This is a genomic window from Vibrio sp. TMPB1044 (genome assembly GCF_030442075.1).
Lineage (GTDB): Bacteria > Pseudomonadota > Gammaproteobacteria > Enterobacterales > Vibrionaceae > Vibrio > Vibrio satsumensis.
Genome location: NZ_JAUJED010000003.1, coordinates 133,337 through 149,301 on the forward strand (window position 1 = coordinate 133,337; position 15,965 = coordinate 149,301).

General features: G+C 44.3%; 14 protein-coding genes. 11 read left to right on the plus strand and 3 right to left on the minus strand.

The genetic code is table 11. The features are described from left to right. Positions 1 to 261: 261 nt before the first annotated feature. From cmk to pyrF, 6 genes are all read left to right on the plus strand, one after another. The gene (gene cmk / locus QQ041_RS00985) at positions 262 to 942 is read left to right on the plus strand and encodes a (d)CMP kinase (protein WP_017060237.1); all 681 of its coding nucleotides are present in this window, start codon (positions 262 to 264) and stop codon (positions 940 to 942) included. A 106-nt stretch (positions 943 to 1,048) separates the two neighbouring features. Then, positions 1,049 to 2,719 (plus strand): 30S ribosomal protein S1, encoded by a 1,671-nt coding sequence (gene rpsA, locus QQ041_RS00990; protein WP_010439921.1) that lies wholly within the window; start codon positions 1,049 to 1,051, stop codon positions 2,717 to 2,719. A 121-nt stretch (positions 2,720 to 2,840) separates the two neighbouring features. Continuing rightward, positions 2,841 to 3,125 (plus strand): integration host factor subunit beta, encoded by a 285-nt coding sequence (gene ihfB / locus QQ041_RS00995; RefSeq protein ID WP_010439923.1) that lies wholly within the window; start codon positions 2,841 to 2,843, stop codon positions 3,123 to 3,125. A 129-nt stretch (positions 3,126 to 3,254) separates the two neighbouring features. Continuing rightward, positions 3,255 to 3,527: a LapA family protein gene (locus QQ041_RS01000; RefSeq protein ID WP_010439925.1), complete on the plus strand. Its 273-nt coding sequence runs from the start codon at positions 3,255 to 3,257 to the stop codon at positions 3,525 to 3,527. 12 nt (positions 3,528 to 3,539) lie between these two features. Beyond that, the gene (gene lapB, locus QQ041_RS01005; RefSeq protein WP_285952913.1) at positions 3,540 to 4,715 is read left to right on the plus strand and encodes a lipopolysaccharide assembly protein LapB; all 1,176 of its coding nucleotides are present in this window, start codon (positions 3,540 to 3,542) and stop codon (positions 4,713 to 4,715) included. Positions 4,716 to 4,841: 126 nt separating this feature from the next. Then, positions 4,842 to 5,537, plus strand: a complete 696-nt coding sequence (gene pyrF, locus QQ041_RS01010; RefSeq protein ID WP_061031782.1) for an orotidine-5'-phosphate decarboxylase — start codon at positions 4,842 to 4,844, stop codon at positions 5,535 to 5,537. Positions 5,538 to 5,626: 89 nt separating this feature from the next. On the opposite strand, the gene QQ041_RS01015 is transcribed toward pyrF, so the two are convergent. Further along, the gene (locus QQ041_RS01015) at positions 5,627 to 6,421 is read right to left on the minus strand and encodes a tRNA-(ms[2]io[6]A)-hydroxylase (protein ID WP_285952914.1); all 795 of its coding nucleotides are present in this window, start codon (positions 6,419 to 6,421) and stop codon (positions 5,627 to 5,629) included. A 102-nt stretch (positions 6,422 to 6,523) separates the two neighbouring features. Continuing rightward, a complete protein-coding gene (locus tag QQ041_RS01020; RefSeq protein WP_146491842.1) occupies positions 6,524 to 7,288 on the minus strand; it encodes a DNA repair protein in 765 nt (254 codons plus the stop codon). A 322-nt stretch (positions 7,289 to 7,610) separates the two neighbouring features. On the opposite strand from QQ041_RS01020, the gene cysB reads away from it, so the two are divergent. Together cysB and QQ041_RS01030 are read left to right on the plus strand one after the other, a co-directional pair. After that, positions 7,611 to 8,585 (plus strand): HTH-type transcriptional regulator CysB, encoded by a 975-nt coding sequence (gene cysB, locus QQ041_RS01025; protein WP_061039392.1) that lies wholly within the window; start codon positions 7,611 to 7,613, stop codon positions 8,583 to 8,585. A gap of 145 nt (positions 8,586 to 8,730) precedes the next feature. Continuing rightward, complete coding sequence (locus QQ041_RS01030) at positions 8,731 to 9,933, plus strand: methyltransferase (RefSeq protein ID WP_285952915.1); 1,203 nt, start codon at positions 8,731 to 8,733, stop codon at positions 9,931 to 9,933. A 192-nt stretch (positions 9,934 to 10,125) separates the two neighbouring features. On the opposite strand, the gene ald is transcribed toward QQ041_RS01030, so the two are convergent. After that, the gene (ald, locus tag QQ041_RS01035) at positions 10,126 to 11,250 is read right to left on the minus strand and encodes an alanine dehydrogenase (RefSeq protein WP_017060246.1); all 1,125 of its coding nucleotides are present in this window, start codon (positions 11,248 to 11,250) and stop codon (positions 10,126 to 10,128) included. A gap of 156 nt (positions 11,251 to 11,406) precedes the next feature. Between ald and lrp the strand changes: the two genes are divergently transcribed. The 3 genes from lrp (at position 11,407) to lolA (ending at position 15,904) form a co-directional block, all read left to right on the plus strand. Next, positions 11,407 to 11,901: a leucine-responsive transcriptional regulator Lrp gene (lrp, locus tag QQ041_RS01040; RefSeq protein WP_004734558.1), complete on the plus strand. Its 495-nt coding sequence runs from the start codon at positions 11,407 to 11,409 to the stop codon at positions 11,899 to 11,901. A gap of 163 nt (positions 11,902 to 12,064) precedes the next feature. Continuing rightward, complete coding sequence (locus QQ041_RS01045; RefSeq protein WP_285952916.1) at positions 12,065 to 15,226, plus strand: DNA translocase FtsK 4TM domain-containing protein; 3,162 nt, start codon at positions 12,065 to 12,067, stop codon at positions 15,224 to 15,226. An 81-nt stretch (positions 15,227 to 15,307) separates the two neighbouring features. Next, positions 15,308 to 15,904, plus strand: coding sequence for an outer membrane lipoprotein chaperone LolA (lolA, locus tag QQ041_RS01050; RefSeq protein WP_285952917.1), 597 nt, complete (start codon positions 15,308 to 15,310; stop codon positions 15,902 to 15,904). The last annotated feature ends 61 nt before the right edge of the window (positions 15,905 to 15,965 follow it).

Below are 15,965 nucleotides of genomic sequence, written 5' to 3' on the forward strand. Positions count from 1 at the left end.
AAAATGCAAAATCATGAGCCTTGCTTGTTGCGAGGCTTTTTTCTATCTATCGAAAAGTACGCTATCGAAAAGCGGATGCGTGTCTGATTGACCTAAGCAAACGGATATTGAGTCGGTTGCATTGGTTTATGCATCATCAACACGGAATTATCTGAGATTTACCTCGCTCGACTTTCAATTTTTCTCTATAATATGCCGCCTATAAAGTAGTGGCGAATCGCTAGTACAGAATAAAACTTACGACAAAACGTGGAGTAAAAGATGCCTTCTCAAAGCCCAGTGATTACGGTTGATGGACCAAGTGGTGCAGGTAAAGGTACCCTGTGTATGTTGCTAGCAGATAAGCTAGGCTTTCATCTTCTAGACTCAGGTGCGATCTATCGCGTATTGGCTTTAGCGGCAATTCACCATGGTGTGGATACTGAATCAGAAGATGCTTTAGTACCGCTTGCTACACACTTAGACGTGCAGTTTATTGCTGAAGGCGACTTAGTTAAGGTTATACTAGAAGGTGAAGATGTGTCTGGTGAACTTCGTAAAGAAGAGACGGGCATGGCGGCTTCAAAAGTTGCTGCTTTACCTCGCGTTCGTGAAGCACTGCTTCGTCGTCAACGTGCATTCAGCGCCGCGCCTGGTTTGGTTGCAGATGGCCGTGACATGGGAACGGTTGTGTTTCCTGAAGCTGAAGCGAAAATATTTTTAGATGCAAGTGCTGAAGAGCGTGCGAGTCGCCGCCTTAAACAGTTGCAACAGAAGGGGTTAGATGTTAAATTTGACGACCTTTTGAGCGAGATCCAAGAGCGAGACGATCGAGATCGTAATCGCCCAGTGGCGCCACTTCGCCCTGCAGAGGATGCTCTCGTGCTTGACTCCACCTCAATGAATATTGAGCAGGTAGTAGAAAAAGCACTACACTATATTGAATCGAAACTGGCTGGGTAATTTCGCCGAGCTAGTACGAACGTTGGTCGCAAGGATGATGACCGGCGAATTTATCAACCCCATGCGGTAGGATACCCATGGACGTTTAATTATTGAAGATTAAATAATGACTGAATCTTTTGCTCAACTCTTTGAAGAGTTTCTATCTGAAACTGAATTCCAACAAGGCAGCATCGTTAAAGGTACTGTAGTAGCTATCGAGAACGGTTTCGTTCTTGTAGACGCTGGTCTTAAGTCTGAATCTGCTATCCCTGCTGAACAATTCAAGAACGCTGCTGGCGAACTTGAAGTTGAAGTTGGTGCTGAAGTAGACGTAGCTCTAGACGCTGTTGAAGATGGTTTCGGTGAGACTCAACTTTCTCGTGAGAAAGCTAAGCGTCACGAAGCTTGGATCGTACTTGAGAAAGCTTGCGAAGAAGCTGAAACTGTTGTTGGTATCATCAACGGTAAAGTTAAAGGCGGTTTCACTGTTGAACTTAACGGTATCCGTGCTTTCCTTCCAGGTTCTCTAGTAGACGTACGTCCTATCCGTGACACTGCTCACCTAGAAAACAAAGAGCTAGAGTTCAAAGTAATCAAGCTAGACCAGAAGCGTAACAACGTTGTTGTTTCTCGTCGTGCTGTTATCGAATCTGAAAACAGTGTTGAGCGTGACGAACTTCTTGAAACTCTACAAGAAGGTACTGAAGTTAAAGGTATCGTTAAGAACCTTACTGACTACGGTGCATTCGTTGACCTTGGCGGTGTTGATGGTCTTCTACATATCACAGATATGGCTTGGAAGCGCGTTAAGCACCCATCAGAGATCGTTAACGTTGGTGACGAAATCCTAGTTAAAGTTCTTAAGTTCGACCGTGAGCGCACTCGTGTTTCACTAGGTCTTAAGCAACTAGGCGAAGATCCATGGGTAGCAATCGCTAAGCGTTACCCAGAAGGTCACAAGCTTTCTGGTCGTGTTACAAACCTAACTGACTACGGCTGCTTCGTTGAAATCGAAGAAGGCGTTGAAGGTCTAGTACACGTTTCTGAAATGGATTGGACTAACAAGAACATCCACCCTTCTAAAGTTGTTAATGTTGGCGACGAAGTTGAGGTTATGGTTCTTGATATCGACGAAGAGCGTCGTCGTATCTCTCTAGGTCTGAAACAGTGTAAAGCTAACCCATGGCAGTCATTTGCAGAAATGCAAGCTAAGGGCGACAAAGTTACTGGTAAGATCAAGTCTATCACTGACTTTGGTATCTTCATCGGTCTAGAAGGCGGTATCGACGGTCTAGTACACCTATCTGACATTTCTTGGAACGCTGCAGGCGAAGAAGCTGTACGTGAATACAAGAAAGGCGACGAAATCTCTGCTGTTGTTCTAGCAGTAGATGCAGAGCGTGAGCGTATTTCTCTTGGCGTTAAGCAAATGGAAAACGACCCGTTCAACGCATACGTTGCTGACAACAAGAAAGGTGTTCTTGTAAACGGTACTGTTACTGCAGTTGACGCGAAAGGCGCTACTATCGAGCTAATCGAAGGCGTTGAAGGTTACATCCGCGCTTCTGAAGTTTCTCGCGACCGTATCGAAGATGCATCTCTAATCCTAAGCGTTGGCGACAGCGTTGAAGCGAAGTTCACTGGTGTAGACCGTAAGAACCGCGTAATCAACCTATCTATCAAAGCTAAAGATGAAGCTGATGAGCAAGAAGCAATGGCTTCACTGAACAAGTCTGAAGAAGGCGCGTTCGGTAACGCAATGGCAGACGCATTCAAAGCTGCTAAAGGCGAATAATAGCTTCTCATTAAGAGAATTATAGCTATCTAGCCAAGAAAGGAGCCGTAAGGCTCCTTTTTTTTTGCTTATTTTTCCGATAGGTCTATAATTTCTAAAAAGAAAACCAACGAGGGTAACTATGACTAAGTCTGAATTGATTGAAAGACTATGCGCTGAGCAAACGCATCTTTCTGCAAAAGAAATTGAAGACGCTGTAAAAGACATTTTAGAGCACATGGCTTCAACACTAGAAAGTGGTGATCGAATCGAAATTCGCGGCTTTGGCAGCTTTTCTCTGCATTACCGTGAGCCTCGTGTTGGACGTAATCCTAAAACTGGTGACAAGGTTGAGTTGGAAGGCAAATACGTTCCTCACTTTAAACCAGGTAAAGAGCTACGTGAACGAGTAAACTCAGGACTGTAGCCTACTTATCGGAATTAAGAAAAGCGGCATACTATAATGTATGCCGCTTTTTTATGACCATAATATGGTGGTCTGATTAGTAATTTTCCTGCATAATCGTACAGCTAACTAACCAATGAGTGATGAACTATGAAAATTATAAAAATAGTCGCCGTTATCGCACTTTTCCTAATTGCACTGGCTTTAGGCTCTCAAAACCAAACAACTGTGAATTTCAACTATCTGCTAGCTCAAGGTGACTTCCATCTATCAAGTTTACTAGGCGTTGTGTTCGTTTCAGGCTTCGGCCTTGCTTGGTTAGTCTTTGGCAATATGCACATGCGGTCTCAGCTAAAAATTCATCGCTTGAAGAAGCAACTCAATAAGCAATCAAAGCAGGTCGCTGCTGATACTAAAGCTTAAAGGCTATATTTGATGTTAGAGTTACTGTTCTTACTTTTGCCCATCGCAGCCGCTTATGGTTGGTATATGGGTAATCGTAATGCTCAGCAAGAAAAACAAAAGCAATCACACCAGATCTCCCGTCAATACGTGACGGGTTTGAACCTATTACTGTCAGACCAATCTGACAAAGCGGTTGATCACTTCATTGAACTACTTCAAGTAGACAATGAAACTATTGATACTCATTTGGCTTTGGGCAACTTGTTCCGCTCAAGAGGCGAAGTCGACCGCGCTATTCGTATTCACCAAAATCTTATCTCCCGTTCGGGGCTTACTCTCGAGCAGAAAAATCTCGCACTGCAACAATTAGCTAAAGACTACATGGTCTCTGGTTTTCTTGATCGCGCCGAAAAAATCTTTGAACAGCTTGTAGAAGAACCCGACCACAAAGAGGGTGCTTTGCAGCAGTTAGTTGCTATTTATCAGCAAACTCGAGAGTGGAATAAGGCTATCCATTACGGAAATATCCTCGTTAAGCTTGGTAAGAAGAAAATGAAGATGCGTGGGACAGTAGCGCATTTTTGGTGTGAACTTGCGATGCAGGAACAAGCTGATGGCAATCGCTCAAAAGCACTTCAGCACTTCAAGAAGGCGCTTTCTGAAGACCCTAAATGTGTCCGTGCCAGTATTGCTTTAGGTAAGTTCCACTTAGCGAATGAAGATTACCAAAAGACAATTGATTGTCTGGAGTCGGTACTCGAACAAGATATCGATTTTATTAGTGAGGTGTTGCCAACCCTTGCTGAGTGTTACCACAAACTTGGGCAAGAAGCGCTACTGGTCGAGTTCCTTAAAGCGTGTATCCAGAATAAAGCCGGTGTATCCGCTGAATTGATGCTTGCTCAGTTGGTCGCGCATCATGAAGACATTGGTTCTGCTCAAGAGTTACTGACCAAGCAGCTTGTCAAAAACCCAACTATGAAAGGTTTTTATCGATTAATCGATTATCACCTAGCAGAAGCCGAAGAAGGTCGAGCAAAAGAAAGTTTAACTACGCTTCAATCTATGGTTGGTGAACAGCTTAAGGTTAAGCCTCATTATCGTTGTCGTCAGTGTGGATTCTCAACACACTCAATGTATTGGCACTGCCCTTCATGTAAGGGGTGGGGAACGATCAAGCCTATTCGTGGGTTGGATGGTGAATAGATTTGTGGTCATTAAAAGACCAAATTATTAATTGCAGCTTTCGGGCTGCATTTTTATGACTGTTATATATCGCCTGCAAGGGTAGATAGATATTTTTTAAGAAAGTTAACTGCGTTAGGAGATGAAATGAACGACCAAAAAATCATTGTAGCCTTGGATTATGACAACCAAGCGGATGCGTTAGCCTTTGTTGATCGTATTGACCCAGCATCTTGCCGCCTTAAAGTGGGTAAAGAGATGTTCACCCTGTTTGGTCCTGAGTTTGTTCGTGAATTACACAAGCGTGGTTTTTCAGTATTCTTGGACCTAAAGTTCCACGATATCCCGAACACATGTTCAAAAGCCGTTCGTGCAGCCGCTGAACTAGGCGTATGGATGGTAAATGTACACGCAAGTGGCGGTGAGCGCATGATGACGGCTTCTCGCGAAATTTTGGAGCCTTACGGTAAAGATCGTCCATTGCTGATTGGCGTAACAGTACTGACGAGCATGGAGCAATCGGATCTAGCGGGCATCGGGTTGGATCTAGAACCACAGCAACAAGTGATGCGTTTAGCTTCTCTTACAAAAAACTCTGGTCTCGACGGTGTGGTGTGTTCAGCACAAGAAGCTTCTTTATTGAAAGGTGCGCTTGGTCAGGAGTTTAAACTAGTGACTCCAGGTATCCGCCCTGTTGGCGCTGATGTTGGTGATCAGAAGCGCATCATGACGCCTTCTAAAGCGATTGAATCAGGTTCTGACTACTTGGTTATCGGTCGTCCAATTACTCAAGCTGTAGACCCTGCAGCTGTGCTTGCTGAGATCAACGGCACGCTAGCTTAACTTTCTCTTATAGCTAGCGCGAAACAAATAAGAAGGCCAGCAAATAGCTGGCCTTCTTTGTTTGGATTGGAGCGTGCTTTCTTAGCGGATTATACTGGTGCGCCACTGTGGAATTTAAAGTCGCTGTCGTCTGAGGTGATCAGATCCGCTTCTACTTGAGCGAAGTGGGCGATACGTTCCGAGATATCTTTACCTGCGATTTGCTCTGCTAACTCAAGGTAATCTTGGTAGTGACGAGCTTCTGAACGAAGTAGGGATACGTAAAACTTCTCCATGTCTTCTTCTAAGAAAGGGGCCAGTTTTGCAAAACGTTCACAAGAGCGTGCTTCAATAAACGCGCCGATGATAAGCTTATCAACTAAAGCATCAGGTTCGTAAGTCTTAACTTGTTTGATCAAGCCTTTAGCATAACGACCCGCCTCGATCGGTTGGTAAGTCACGCCTTTCTTCTCCATCAACTCCATGACTTGGTAGAAGTGATGCAGCTCTTCTTTGATCAGTAGTACCATCTTATCGATCAGGTCAGCACCGTAATTACAGCCTTCTTTCGCTGTGATTTGCTTGGATACGTTGCTTTTACCACGCAGAGACTCTAAGTCTCCGATACGACGGTAAGCAAATTGCTCGTACGGCAAAATCCATTCATTCAGTTGCTTTGCACTTTCTTTATCAACGGCGTACTTGCGGATAAGGAACAAAGCACTCTGTGCCGCCTTAAGTTCACAAAGCATGTGGTCGCGTAGAATGATGTGCAGATTTTCAGGCTTTTTGGCTTCATCGATCCATGAATCTGGCGTTTCAGCTTTAAGAAAAGAGTGGATTGGAGCTAATAATTCTTGATACATGGTCAGGGCAAGTTTGTTGATAATGCGAGATTTTATCACAGCTCAAGAGATCTCCCTATACAGAGAAAGGAAATTCGACAGGCACAAAAAAGGCCGCCTATTTGTGTAAATAAGGCGGCCTTTAAGTGTTGAGTTAGACTGTTACCATTTCTTCTTCTGACCAAAGAGGGCATCCATGTCGTCATCACGTTCTTTAGATTCGATCTGTTGTAAATCTTGCGCGTTTTTATCTTGGCGCTTCTGATCAAGCTCGTTAAGCATCTGCTGAAGCTTTTCTTTTGCTTGAGTTGAATATGAATCGTTCTTGGTGGCTAGTGCGTCAATACCTTTACGCAGTAACTGAATTGCCGTTCCTGGTTGTCCGCGAGAAATCGAGTCGTTTGCACGCTTGATAACATTTTCGATGTTGATGCGAATTTGAATCGTCTCTAGACGAGCGTTTTCAACCACATAAGCTTGAGTCTCGAAGCGGCCTTTATTGTGCTCGTTACGCACCGTGTCACGTAGGCGCTTAACGAGCTTAAGCATCATGATTGCTTGCTTGTCACTGCTTGGCACGCGGAAAGTAGTGCTTTCACCACCTTGGTAGTTCTCTTTAAGTTGCGTGATCTGTTGTTTTACACTTTCAATGCGTTGGGCAAGCTGCTTGTTTTTAGGATCGAGCTGATACATGTTTTCTAATGCATCTAGAATTCGATTGTTTAAGCATATAAGAAGATCTTGGCTAAACGGCATATGGTGAGCATTGCCAATCAGCTCTTCTGTTCCGTCAATAATGGTTAGATAACGAGATGCTTCCTGTTTCTTCGCTGTTTCTACCTTAACTTTGTATTGAAGCATGATGTTGTAGCCTAAAACCAACACCAAAAGAACGGCTACTAAGGCGATTATTAAACCAATATTCATATATTTGTGTCTGCTTATTGTTTTCTATAGCTAACTAGAGAGGATACACGATTCCATTGTGTATCGGCACTCGTAAATTGCAATTTCTGATTATCTCTTGTTGAGCGAAATCGGCAATCAAAATTTACCAACTAATGTATGAGAATGAGGACTTGGTTGCAAAGCGTTAGTGATGTTTTTGTTTGTTGAGCTATAAAAATTCAATTTTTCTGTCATTTCTGTGCTCGAAGCGTTATAACTAATGATTATATTACACGAGACTATCACGCTCTCTTTGCAAATAAGTTAGCACAGAAATGAGTAAAGGATTACGAGGTTAGATATGAAGTTACAGCAACTGAAGTACATTGTTGAGGTTGTAAACCATAACCTAAATGTTTCAGCGACAGCAGAGAGTTTGTATACATCTCAGCCTGGCATTAGTAAGCAAGTTAGATTACTTGAAGATGAGCTAGGTATTCAGATTTTCGAGCGTAGTGGTAAGCATTTAACACAGGTTACCCAAGCGGGTGAGGATATCATTCGTATCTCTCAAGAGATTTTGGCTCGTGTTGAAAGTATTAAAGCCGTAGCCGGCGAGCACACTCATCCCGAGATGGGCACGTTGAATATCTCAACCACTCATACTCAAGCTCGTTATGCACTGCCTGATGTGATTAAAGGTTTCACGGCGCGCTATCCAAAAGTATCGCTTCACATGCACCAAGGCACACCAAGCCAAATGTCAGAAGCAGTCGCTAAGGGGACAGCGAATTTTGCGATTGCAACGGAAGCGCTGCACCTATACCAAGACGCAATTATGCTGCCTTGTTATCACTGGAACCGTTCGATCGTCGTGACCAAAGATCACCCTCTGGCACAGAAGCGCAATATCACGATTGAAGATCTTGCGGCTTATTCCCTAGTGACCTACGTATTTGGTTTCACTGGACGTTCTGAGCTTGATACGGCGTTCAACAAAGTTGGTCTAACACCGCGCGTTGTGTTTACCGCAACCGATGCAGACGTCATCAAAACCTACGTTCGTATGGGCATTGGTGTTGGTGTCATCGCAAGTATGGCGATTGACCACGAGCAAGATACTGACTTGATTGCGATTGATGCGAGCCATCTATTTGGTGCAAGCACAACCAGTATTGGCTTTAGAAAAGGTACCTTCCTGCGTTCTTACATGTTTGACTTTATGGAGCGTTTTGCGCCGCACCTAACTCGCCCAGTGGTTGAGCAAGCTATTTCTTTGAAATCGAATGAAGAGATCGAAGAGATGTTTAAAGATATTGAGCTACCTGTTCGTTAATCTCATCGTGTAAATCTAGATTTTTATTCGGCCTGTATTTGCAGGCCGTTTTTCTTTTGGGCTTTAGCTTTCGTTTTAGTTCTCGTTATCGCCCCTTTCCATTTTGACCTCTTCCCCCTACAATCCACGCATCATAGGGGGAAGCATGCATTCACGATTTAAAATACTCGATTCATTTTTGCTAGAGCACCAGATTTACTGGCGTTCAGAGCCTTTTCACCTATGCCAAACTCAACAGCAGCCTTGGAAAGAGGTCAATCGTCCACTCGTTGATTGGTTAGAAAGCTTAAATAATGAAAGCATTCAAACTTTAAAAGAGCAGCCCAAGCTTTTGGTTGAGGAACTGACTCGCTTCCTCCCTGAATTAGATACTGCCACTCAGAATATCCAGTTCGATAACACAGCTTTGGTTGGTTTAGACCTCCCTCGTGGTACTGCTGAGGGTATTCCTGGCCGAAAGCTATATCAAGTTATCGCGATGGGCGAGGCTGTATTAGATCATCACCATGGCAAAGAGTGGCTCGAGTGGTGTTCTGGTAAAGGCTTTCTTGGTCGAATTCTATCTCAACAATCTGATCAAAAAGTCACTAGCTTTGAATGGCAGCAATCGTTATGCGAAAGCGGACAAAAGATTGCGGATGACCAGAAATTAGAGATGAACTTTGTTCAAGGTGATGCGTTTTCTGACGATGCCGATGACGTATTTAACTCAAACCAACATGCCGTAGCCCTTCATGCTTGTGGCGATCTTCATGTTGAGCTGGTTAAAAAGTCAGTGTCACATGGGTTACCCGCGGTCACGATTTCCCCTTGTTGTTATCATCTTATTCGAAGCGAAAACTACCAAGCGATGTCTTCTGTCGCGAAAAGATCAGCATTAACGTTAAGTAAGAGCGACTTAAGAATCCCGCTTCAAGAAACCGTAACTGGTGGTGAAAGAGTAAAGAGACATCGCCAACTAGAGATGAGCTATCGTCTAGGCTTCAGGCAGTTACTTAAGGCTGAACTTCATATTGAAGAATACATTCCTGTACCGAGCATCAAAAAATCAGAGTTAGCTGAGGGTTTTGAATCATTCTGCCGCTGGGCATCTGATGTGAAAGAGATGTCGCTTGGTTCAGATATCGATTTTGACTCTTATTTGGTTCAAGGCGAAGTGCTTTTCTGGGAAATGGAAAAGCTGAGTTTGGTTCAACAAGTCTTTAGAAGACCTTTAGAGGTATGGCTAGCTTTAGATCGCGCTATCTATCTACAAGAGCAAGGTTATGAAGCCTCGATTGAAGAGTTCTGCGAACGCAGTATTACGCCAAGAAACCTATTGATTCATGGGATTAAAATCGAGCACTAGTGGTAAACCGTACTATTACGTGTTTTTTCGACCTAAATCCATTAATGCAAAATAAAGCTATAGATACAAATAAAGTCATAAACGCAAAAAAGCCAGCGCGACATAATGTCGTACTGGCTTTTTGTTTAATGTGTATCAATCAACTGAACGCTTCAACGAGAAAATTATTACGTTCAGTTAACCACTACATCATTAGTTAAACATTGCGATTGCTTCAGCTGGATCTACGTATTCAAGGTCAAAGCTCTCTGCAACTTCTTTACAAGTTACTTTACCGTGAATGACGTTTAGACCTTCTAGGAAGCCTTCATCAGACAGAAGTGCTTCGCGGTAGCCTTTGTTCGCTAACTTAACAATGTAAGGAAGTGTTGCATTGTTTAGTGCGTAAGTTGAAGTACGCGCTACAGCACCTGGCATGTTTGCAACACAGTAGTGAACTACGTCATCAACAATGTAAGTTGGGTCTGCATGAGTGGTTGCGTGAGATGTCTCGAAACAACCGCCTTGGTCGATTGCAACGTCAACAACAGCTGAACCTGGCTTCATCTTAGCGATGTGCTCTTTTGTAACCAGTTTAGGCGCTGCTGCACCAGGGATTAGTACTGCACCAATCACTAGGTCTGCTTCTAGAACATGCTTCTCGATAGCGTCTTCAGTAGAATAAACCACTTTTGCGCGACCTTGGAACTCTTCATCAAGACGACGAAGAGTATCTACGTTACGGTCAAGAATTGTAACATCAGCGCGAAGGCCAACAGCCATACGTGCTGCGTTAGCACCTACAACACCACCGCCAACAACAACAACTTTTGCTGGTTCAACACCTGGAACGCCACCAAGAAGAAGACCACAACCACCGTTAGATTTCTCTAATGTTTGTGCACCTGCTTGAATAGACATACGACCAGCTACTTCAGACATTGGTGCTAATAGTGGCAAGCGACCCATATTATCTGTTACAGTCTCATAGGCTACGCAGACAGCTTTGCTCTTGATAAGCTCTTCAGTTTGTGGAAAATCTGGTGCAAGGTGTAAATAGGTAAATAATATTTGCCCTTCGCGAAGCATAGCTCGCTCGACAGCTTGAGGTTCTTTAACCTTTACAATCATCTCTGCTTTCGCGAAAACGTCAGCAGCAGTAGGAAGAATGGATGCGCCTACAGCGATGTAATCATCGTCTGAAAAACCGATACCAGTACCGGCATTGGTTTCTACAAAAACTTGGTGGCCGTGTGAGATTAGTTCTCTCACGCTAGCTGGGGTCATACCAACGCGGTATTCGTGGTTCTTGATTTCCTTAGGTACGCCAATGATCATCCTGACTCCTCATTTTATTTTGGTTGTTTTATCTATGTGTAGGGTAATTCTGTCGAATTAATATCTAGTATAGATAGGTTCAGATAAAATTTGATACTGAATATTAAAAAGTTGTAGTATATTTTTTTGCAAGGAAGTAATAAGGTGGAATAAAAAATGGCAGACAATTATAAGAAGCCGTCCAAGGAACTAGATCGTATTGACCGCAACATTCTTAATGAGTTGCAAAAAGACGGTCGTATCTCAAACGTTGAACTCTCAAAACGAGTAGGACTTTCTCCGACTCCATGTCTTGAACGTGTTCGTCGTTTAGAACGTCAAGGTTACATTACTGGGTACACAGCGTTGCTGAACCCACAGTACCTTGATGCTTCACTTTTAGTGTTTGTTGAAATTACGTTGAACCGTGGTGCGCCAGATGTGTTCGAACAATTCAACACCGCTGTGCAGAAACTGGATGACATCCAAGAGTGTCATTTAGTGTCGGGTGATTTTGACTATCTTCTAAAAACACGTGTATCTGATATGGGTGCTTACCGTAAGCTACTGGGTGATACGTTACTTCGTCTACCGGGCGTAAACGACACTCGAACTTACGTAGTAATGGAAGAAGTGAAACAAACCAATCAACTTGTGATTAAAACTCGTTAGTCACAATTGGTGAAATGAAAGAAAGCGGACATTTGTTCCGCTTTCTTGCTTTCTGGAATTGGGTTTTTCTGTTTGATATGGTTAAATCAACAGTAGTTTCATTGAAACGAGCGGCTTCGGCCGCTCGAGATGTTTTTATCCCGTTTAATTATTAAGTTGGTTTATGTTCAAGCAGAGCAGTAATAAAGTAGAAACAATCATTAAAACGAGTGAAGAGCCCCAGTCTCCTCGTTTGAGTGGTTCTCAACGTCTCAAAGAGTGCAGTCTGATTCTCGGTGTTCTCTTCTCTATTCTACTTGCCGTTGCGTTATTAACTTTTAGTCCTGCAGACCCATCATGGTCGCAAACGGCGTGGGGTGGTGACATTCAAAATGCGGGTGGCTACCTAGGTGCTTGGTTGGCGGATACGCTTTTCTTCGTATTTGGTTCTTTGGCTTACCCTTTGCCTATCTTAGTGACGGTTGCTGCGTGGGTATTATTCCGCAAACGTAATGAAGACGAGCAGATCGACTTCATGCTGTGGGGCACTCGCTTACTCGGCCTGACTATCTTAATCCTTACTAGTTGTGGTCTAGCGGATATCAACTTTGACGACATCTGGTACTTTTCATCAGGTGGCGTAGTGGGCGACGTCTTAACCAGCCTTGCACTTCCGACGTTGAATGTTCTTGGTAGTACGCTAGTCCTTCTTTTCTTATGGGGTGCTGGCTTTACTCTATTAACCGGTATTTCTTGGTTAAGCATTGTGGAATGGCTGGGTGAATGTGCCATCAAATTCTTCACATCTGCTGTTAATATGGCTCGTGGCCAAGATCAAGAGCTACTAGAGCCTCAGTTAAGAGAATCAGCAGACCGCGATTTAATCGAAGAGCGTCATCAAGAGCCGACTTACCGTGATGTTCCTGCTTTAGAAGACAACAAAGAATCAACAGAGCATGACCCGCTAGATCCTGCGATGAGCTTTTCCGCGACTAATGATTCTTCAGGTGTGGCGGCAAGTGCGCTAGACAATGCTGCATCGCCGAAGCGTCATTACAATATTCACATGCCAGTCGAAGCTGCTGCGAAGCAAGATGTTGCTGTTCATGAACAACCTCAGGTTCAGCTTCAAGCTGCAATTGAGCCAGAGCAACCGATCCCTACTGCTCCTATTTACCAAACGCCAGAAGAGCCATTAGAAGAAGGTATTGAGCGCTCGAAGCAGTTGAATGCAACGATAGAGCAGCTAGAAAATGCGGCCATGTATGAAGATGATCTAGCGGAACAAGATCAGGTCGACGCGCATGAGTCTCAGGTTGCGTACCAACAATACATGCAGAACGAACAATCAGAAGTTAGCCCTACTCATGCTGAACTTGAAAGTGCTGAACCAGAGTTAGATAGCTCACCACAAGTAAATGGCGAATTCGGTGCTGAAGATGTTCAGCCTGAATCTTTATACGCTTCACCTATAGGCGAGCCAGAAGCAACAGTGGAAGACGATTTCTCTGCACAACCTTCACCGTTTGATGTAACGGAAGATCAAAGCTACGAACAGGCTTCAGATCTTGAATCTGAACAGACTGAAGCTGAGTTAGCTGACGCAGCATTAACCGACGAGCTGTTTGAACCTTTCTCTTACCAAGAAGAACATTCAGAACCTGAACAACCAACAGAGCAAAGCCAAGAACCAGCTGTTGATCTTCCTTGGGAAGAGGTAACGGAAGAAGAACCTTCGCATCAAGATCAAGATGTCGCCGCATTCCAAAGCATTGTTTCTGAAGCACAAGCGAATATGGCAGCGGCGCAGAACCCGTTCTTGGTTCAACAAGATGTTAATTTACCGAAACCTGCTGAGCCATTACCAACGCTTGAATTGTTATTCCACCCTGAAAAGCGTGAAACCTTTATTGACCGTGATGCATTAGAGGCGATTGCTCGCCTTGTTGAATCTAAGCTAGCGGACTATAAGATCAAAGCTGATGTGGTTGATATTTTCCCAGGTCCAGTAATCACTCGATTCGAACTTGATCTGGCTCCAGGCGTGAAAGTGAGCCGTATTTCGGGCCTTTCTATGGACTTGGCTCGTTCGCTCTCTGCATTGGCTGTACGTGTTGTAGAGGTGATTCCGGGTAAACCTTATGTTGGCTTAGAGCTGCCGAACATGAGTCGTCAAACGGTATTCTTCTCAGATGTGGTTGCTAGCCCTCAGTTCCAAGAAGCGAAATCGCCGACGACAGTGGTTCTAGGACAAGACATCGCAGGTGAAGCGGTCATTGCTGATCTATCGAAAATGCCTCACGTTCTGGTTGCTGGTACAACCGGTTCTGGTAAGTCGGTAGGTGTGAACGTAATGATTCTGAGTATGCTTTACAAAGCATCACCGGAAGATGTTCGATTCATCATGATCGACCCGAAAATGCTTGAGTTATCGGTTTACGAAGGCATCCCTCATCTATTGTCTGAAGTGGTAACCGACATGAAAGATGCGTCGAACGCCCTTCGTTGGTGTGTAGGCGAGATGGAACGCCGTTATAAGCTGATGTCAGCGTTAGGCGTTCGTAATATTAAAGGTTACAACGATAAGCTTAAGATGGCTGCGGAAGCGGGTCATCCAATTCACGATCCACTGTGGAAGCCGGGCGACAGCATGGACCCTGAAGCGCCATTGCTTGAGAAGCTGCCTTACATTGTGGTTATCGTTGATGAATTTGCCGACCTAATCATGGTGGTCGGTAAGAAGGTTGAAGAACTGATTGCACGTTTGGCACAAAAAGCTCGTGCGGCGGGTGTTCACTTGATCCTAGCGACGCAGCGTCCTTCGGTGGATGTTATTACCGGCCTTATCAAAGCGAACATTCCAACTCGTGTGGCCTTTACGGTATCAACCAAAACGGATTCACGAACTATCCTTGACCAAGGTGGTGCCGAATCACTATTGGGCATGGGTGATATGCTTTACTTGCCGCCGGGTTCTAGTCATACAACTCGTGTTCATGGTGCCTTTGCGTCTGATGACGATGTACACGCAGTCGTGAATAACTGGAAAGCGCGTGGTAAGCCAAACTATATTGATGAAATCACCAACGGTGAACAAACTCCTGAAACCTTGCTTCCGGGCGAGAAGATGGAAGGTGATGAAGAAGTCGATCCTCTGTTTGATCAAGTAGTAGAACACGTTGTTCACTCACGTCGTGGTTCAGTTTCTGGCGTACAGCGTCGATTCAAGATCGGTTATAACCGCGCAGCACGTATTGTTGAGCAACTTGAAGCGCAAGGTATCGTAAGTGCGCCGGGCCATAACGGTAACCGAGAAGTCTTAGCGCCAGCGCCACCAAAAGATTAGGTCAACACGCCCTATGAACTTATGTCCATTAAGTCGGTCAAATCGAGAATATGACCGACTTATGTTTTAACAGGATTATTGATGAAAAAAGTATTTGCACTTTTATTTATGAGCTTCTCAGTATTTGCTTCTCCGAAAGAAGAGCTGAGTAGCCGTTTGGCATTGAACGCAGGTTTTAGTGCTGACTTTAAACAAGTTGTGACCAGCCCTGATGGTGATGTAGTAATGGAAGGCGAGGGCACTGTAGAGATTGCGCGCCCTAGCTTATTCCGCTGGGAAACCACGTTCCCTGATGAAAACCTATTGGTATCTGATGGCCAAAGCTTGTGGTACTACAGCCCGTTCATTGAGCAAGTGAGCATTTACTGGCAAGAACAAGCGACGTCGCAAACGCCTTTCGTACTGCTGACTCGTAACCAAGAAAGCGATTGGGATAACTACAACGTCGCGCAAACGGGTAACCAATTTACACTAACACCAACGGCAGCGGACTCTAATCAGGGTGACTTCCAGATTAATATCACCGAGAGCGGCATTGTTCAGGGCTTTAATGTGATTGAACAAGACGGTCAAAAAGGTGAGTTTACCTTTAGCAATGTTGACTTGGGTAAACCTGCAGCAGACCGTTTTACTTTTGTGGCGCCGGAAGGTGTCGAGGTCGACGACCAAAGAAACTGATCTAAACAAGCAGATCGTTTGGTAGTACGTCGATAGGCATTAATGCCATCAACGAATCAAG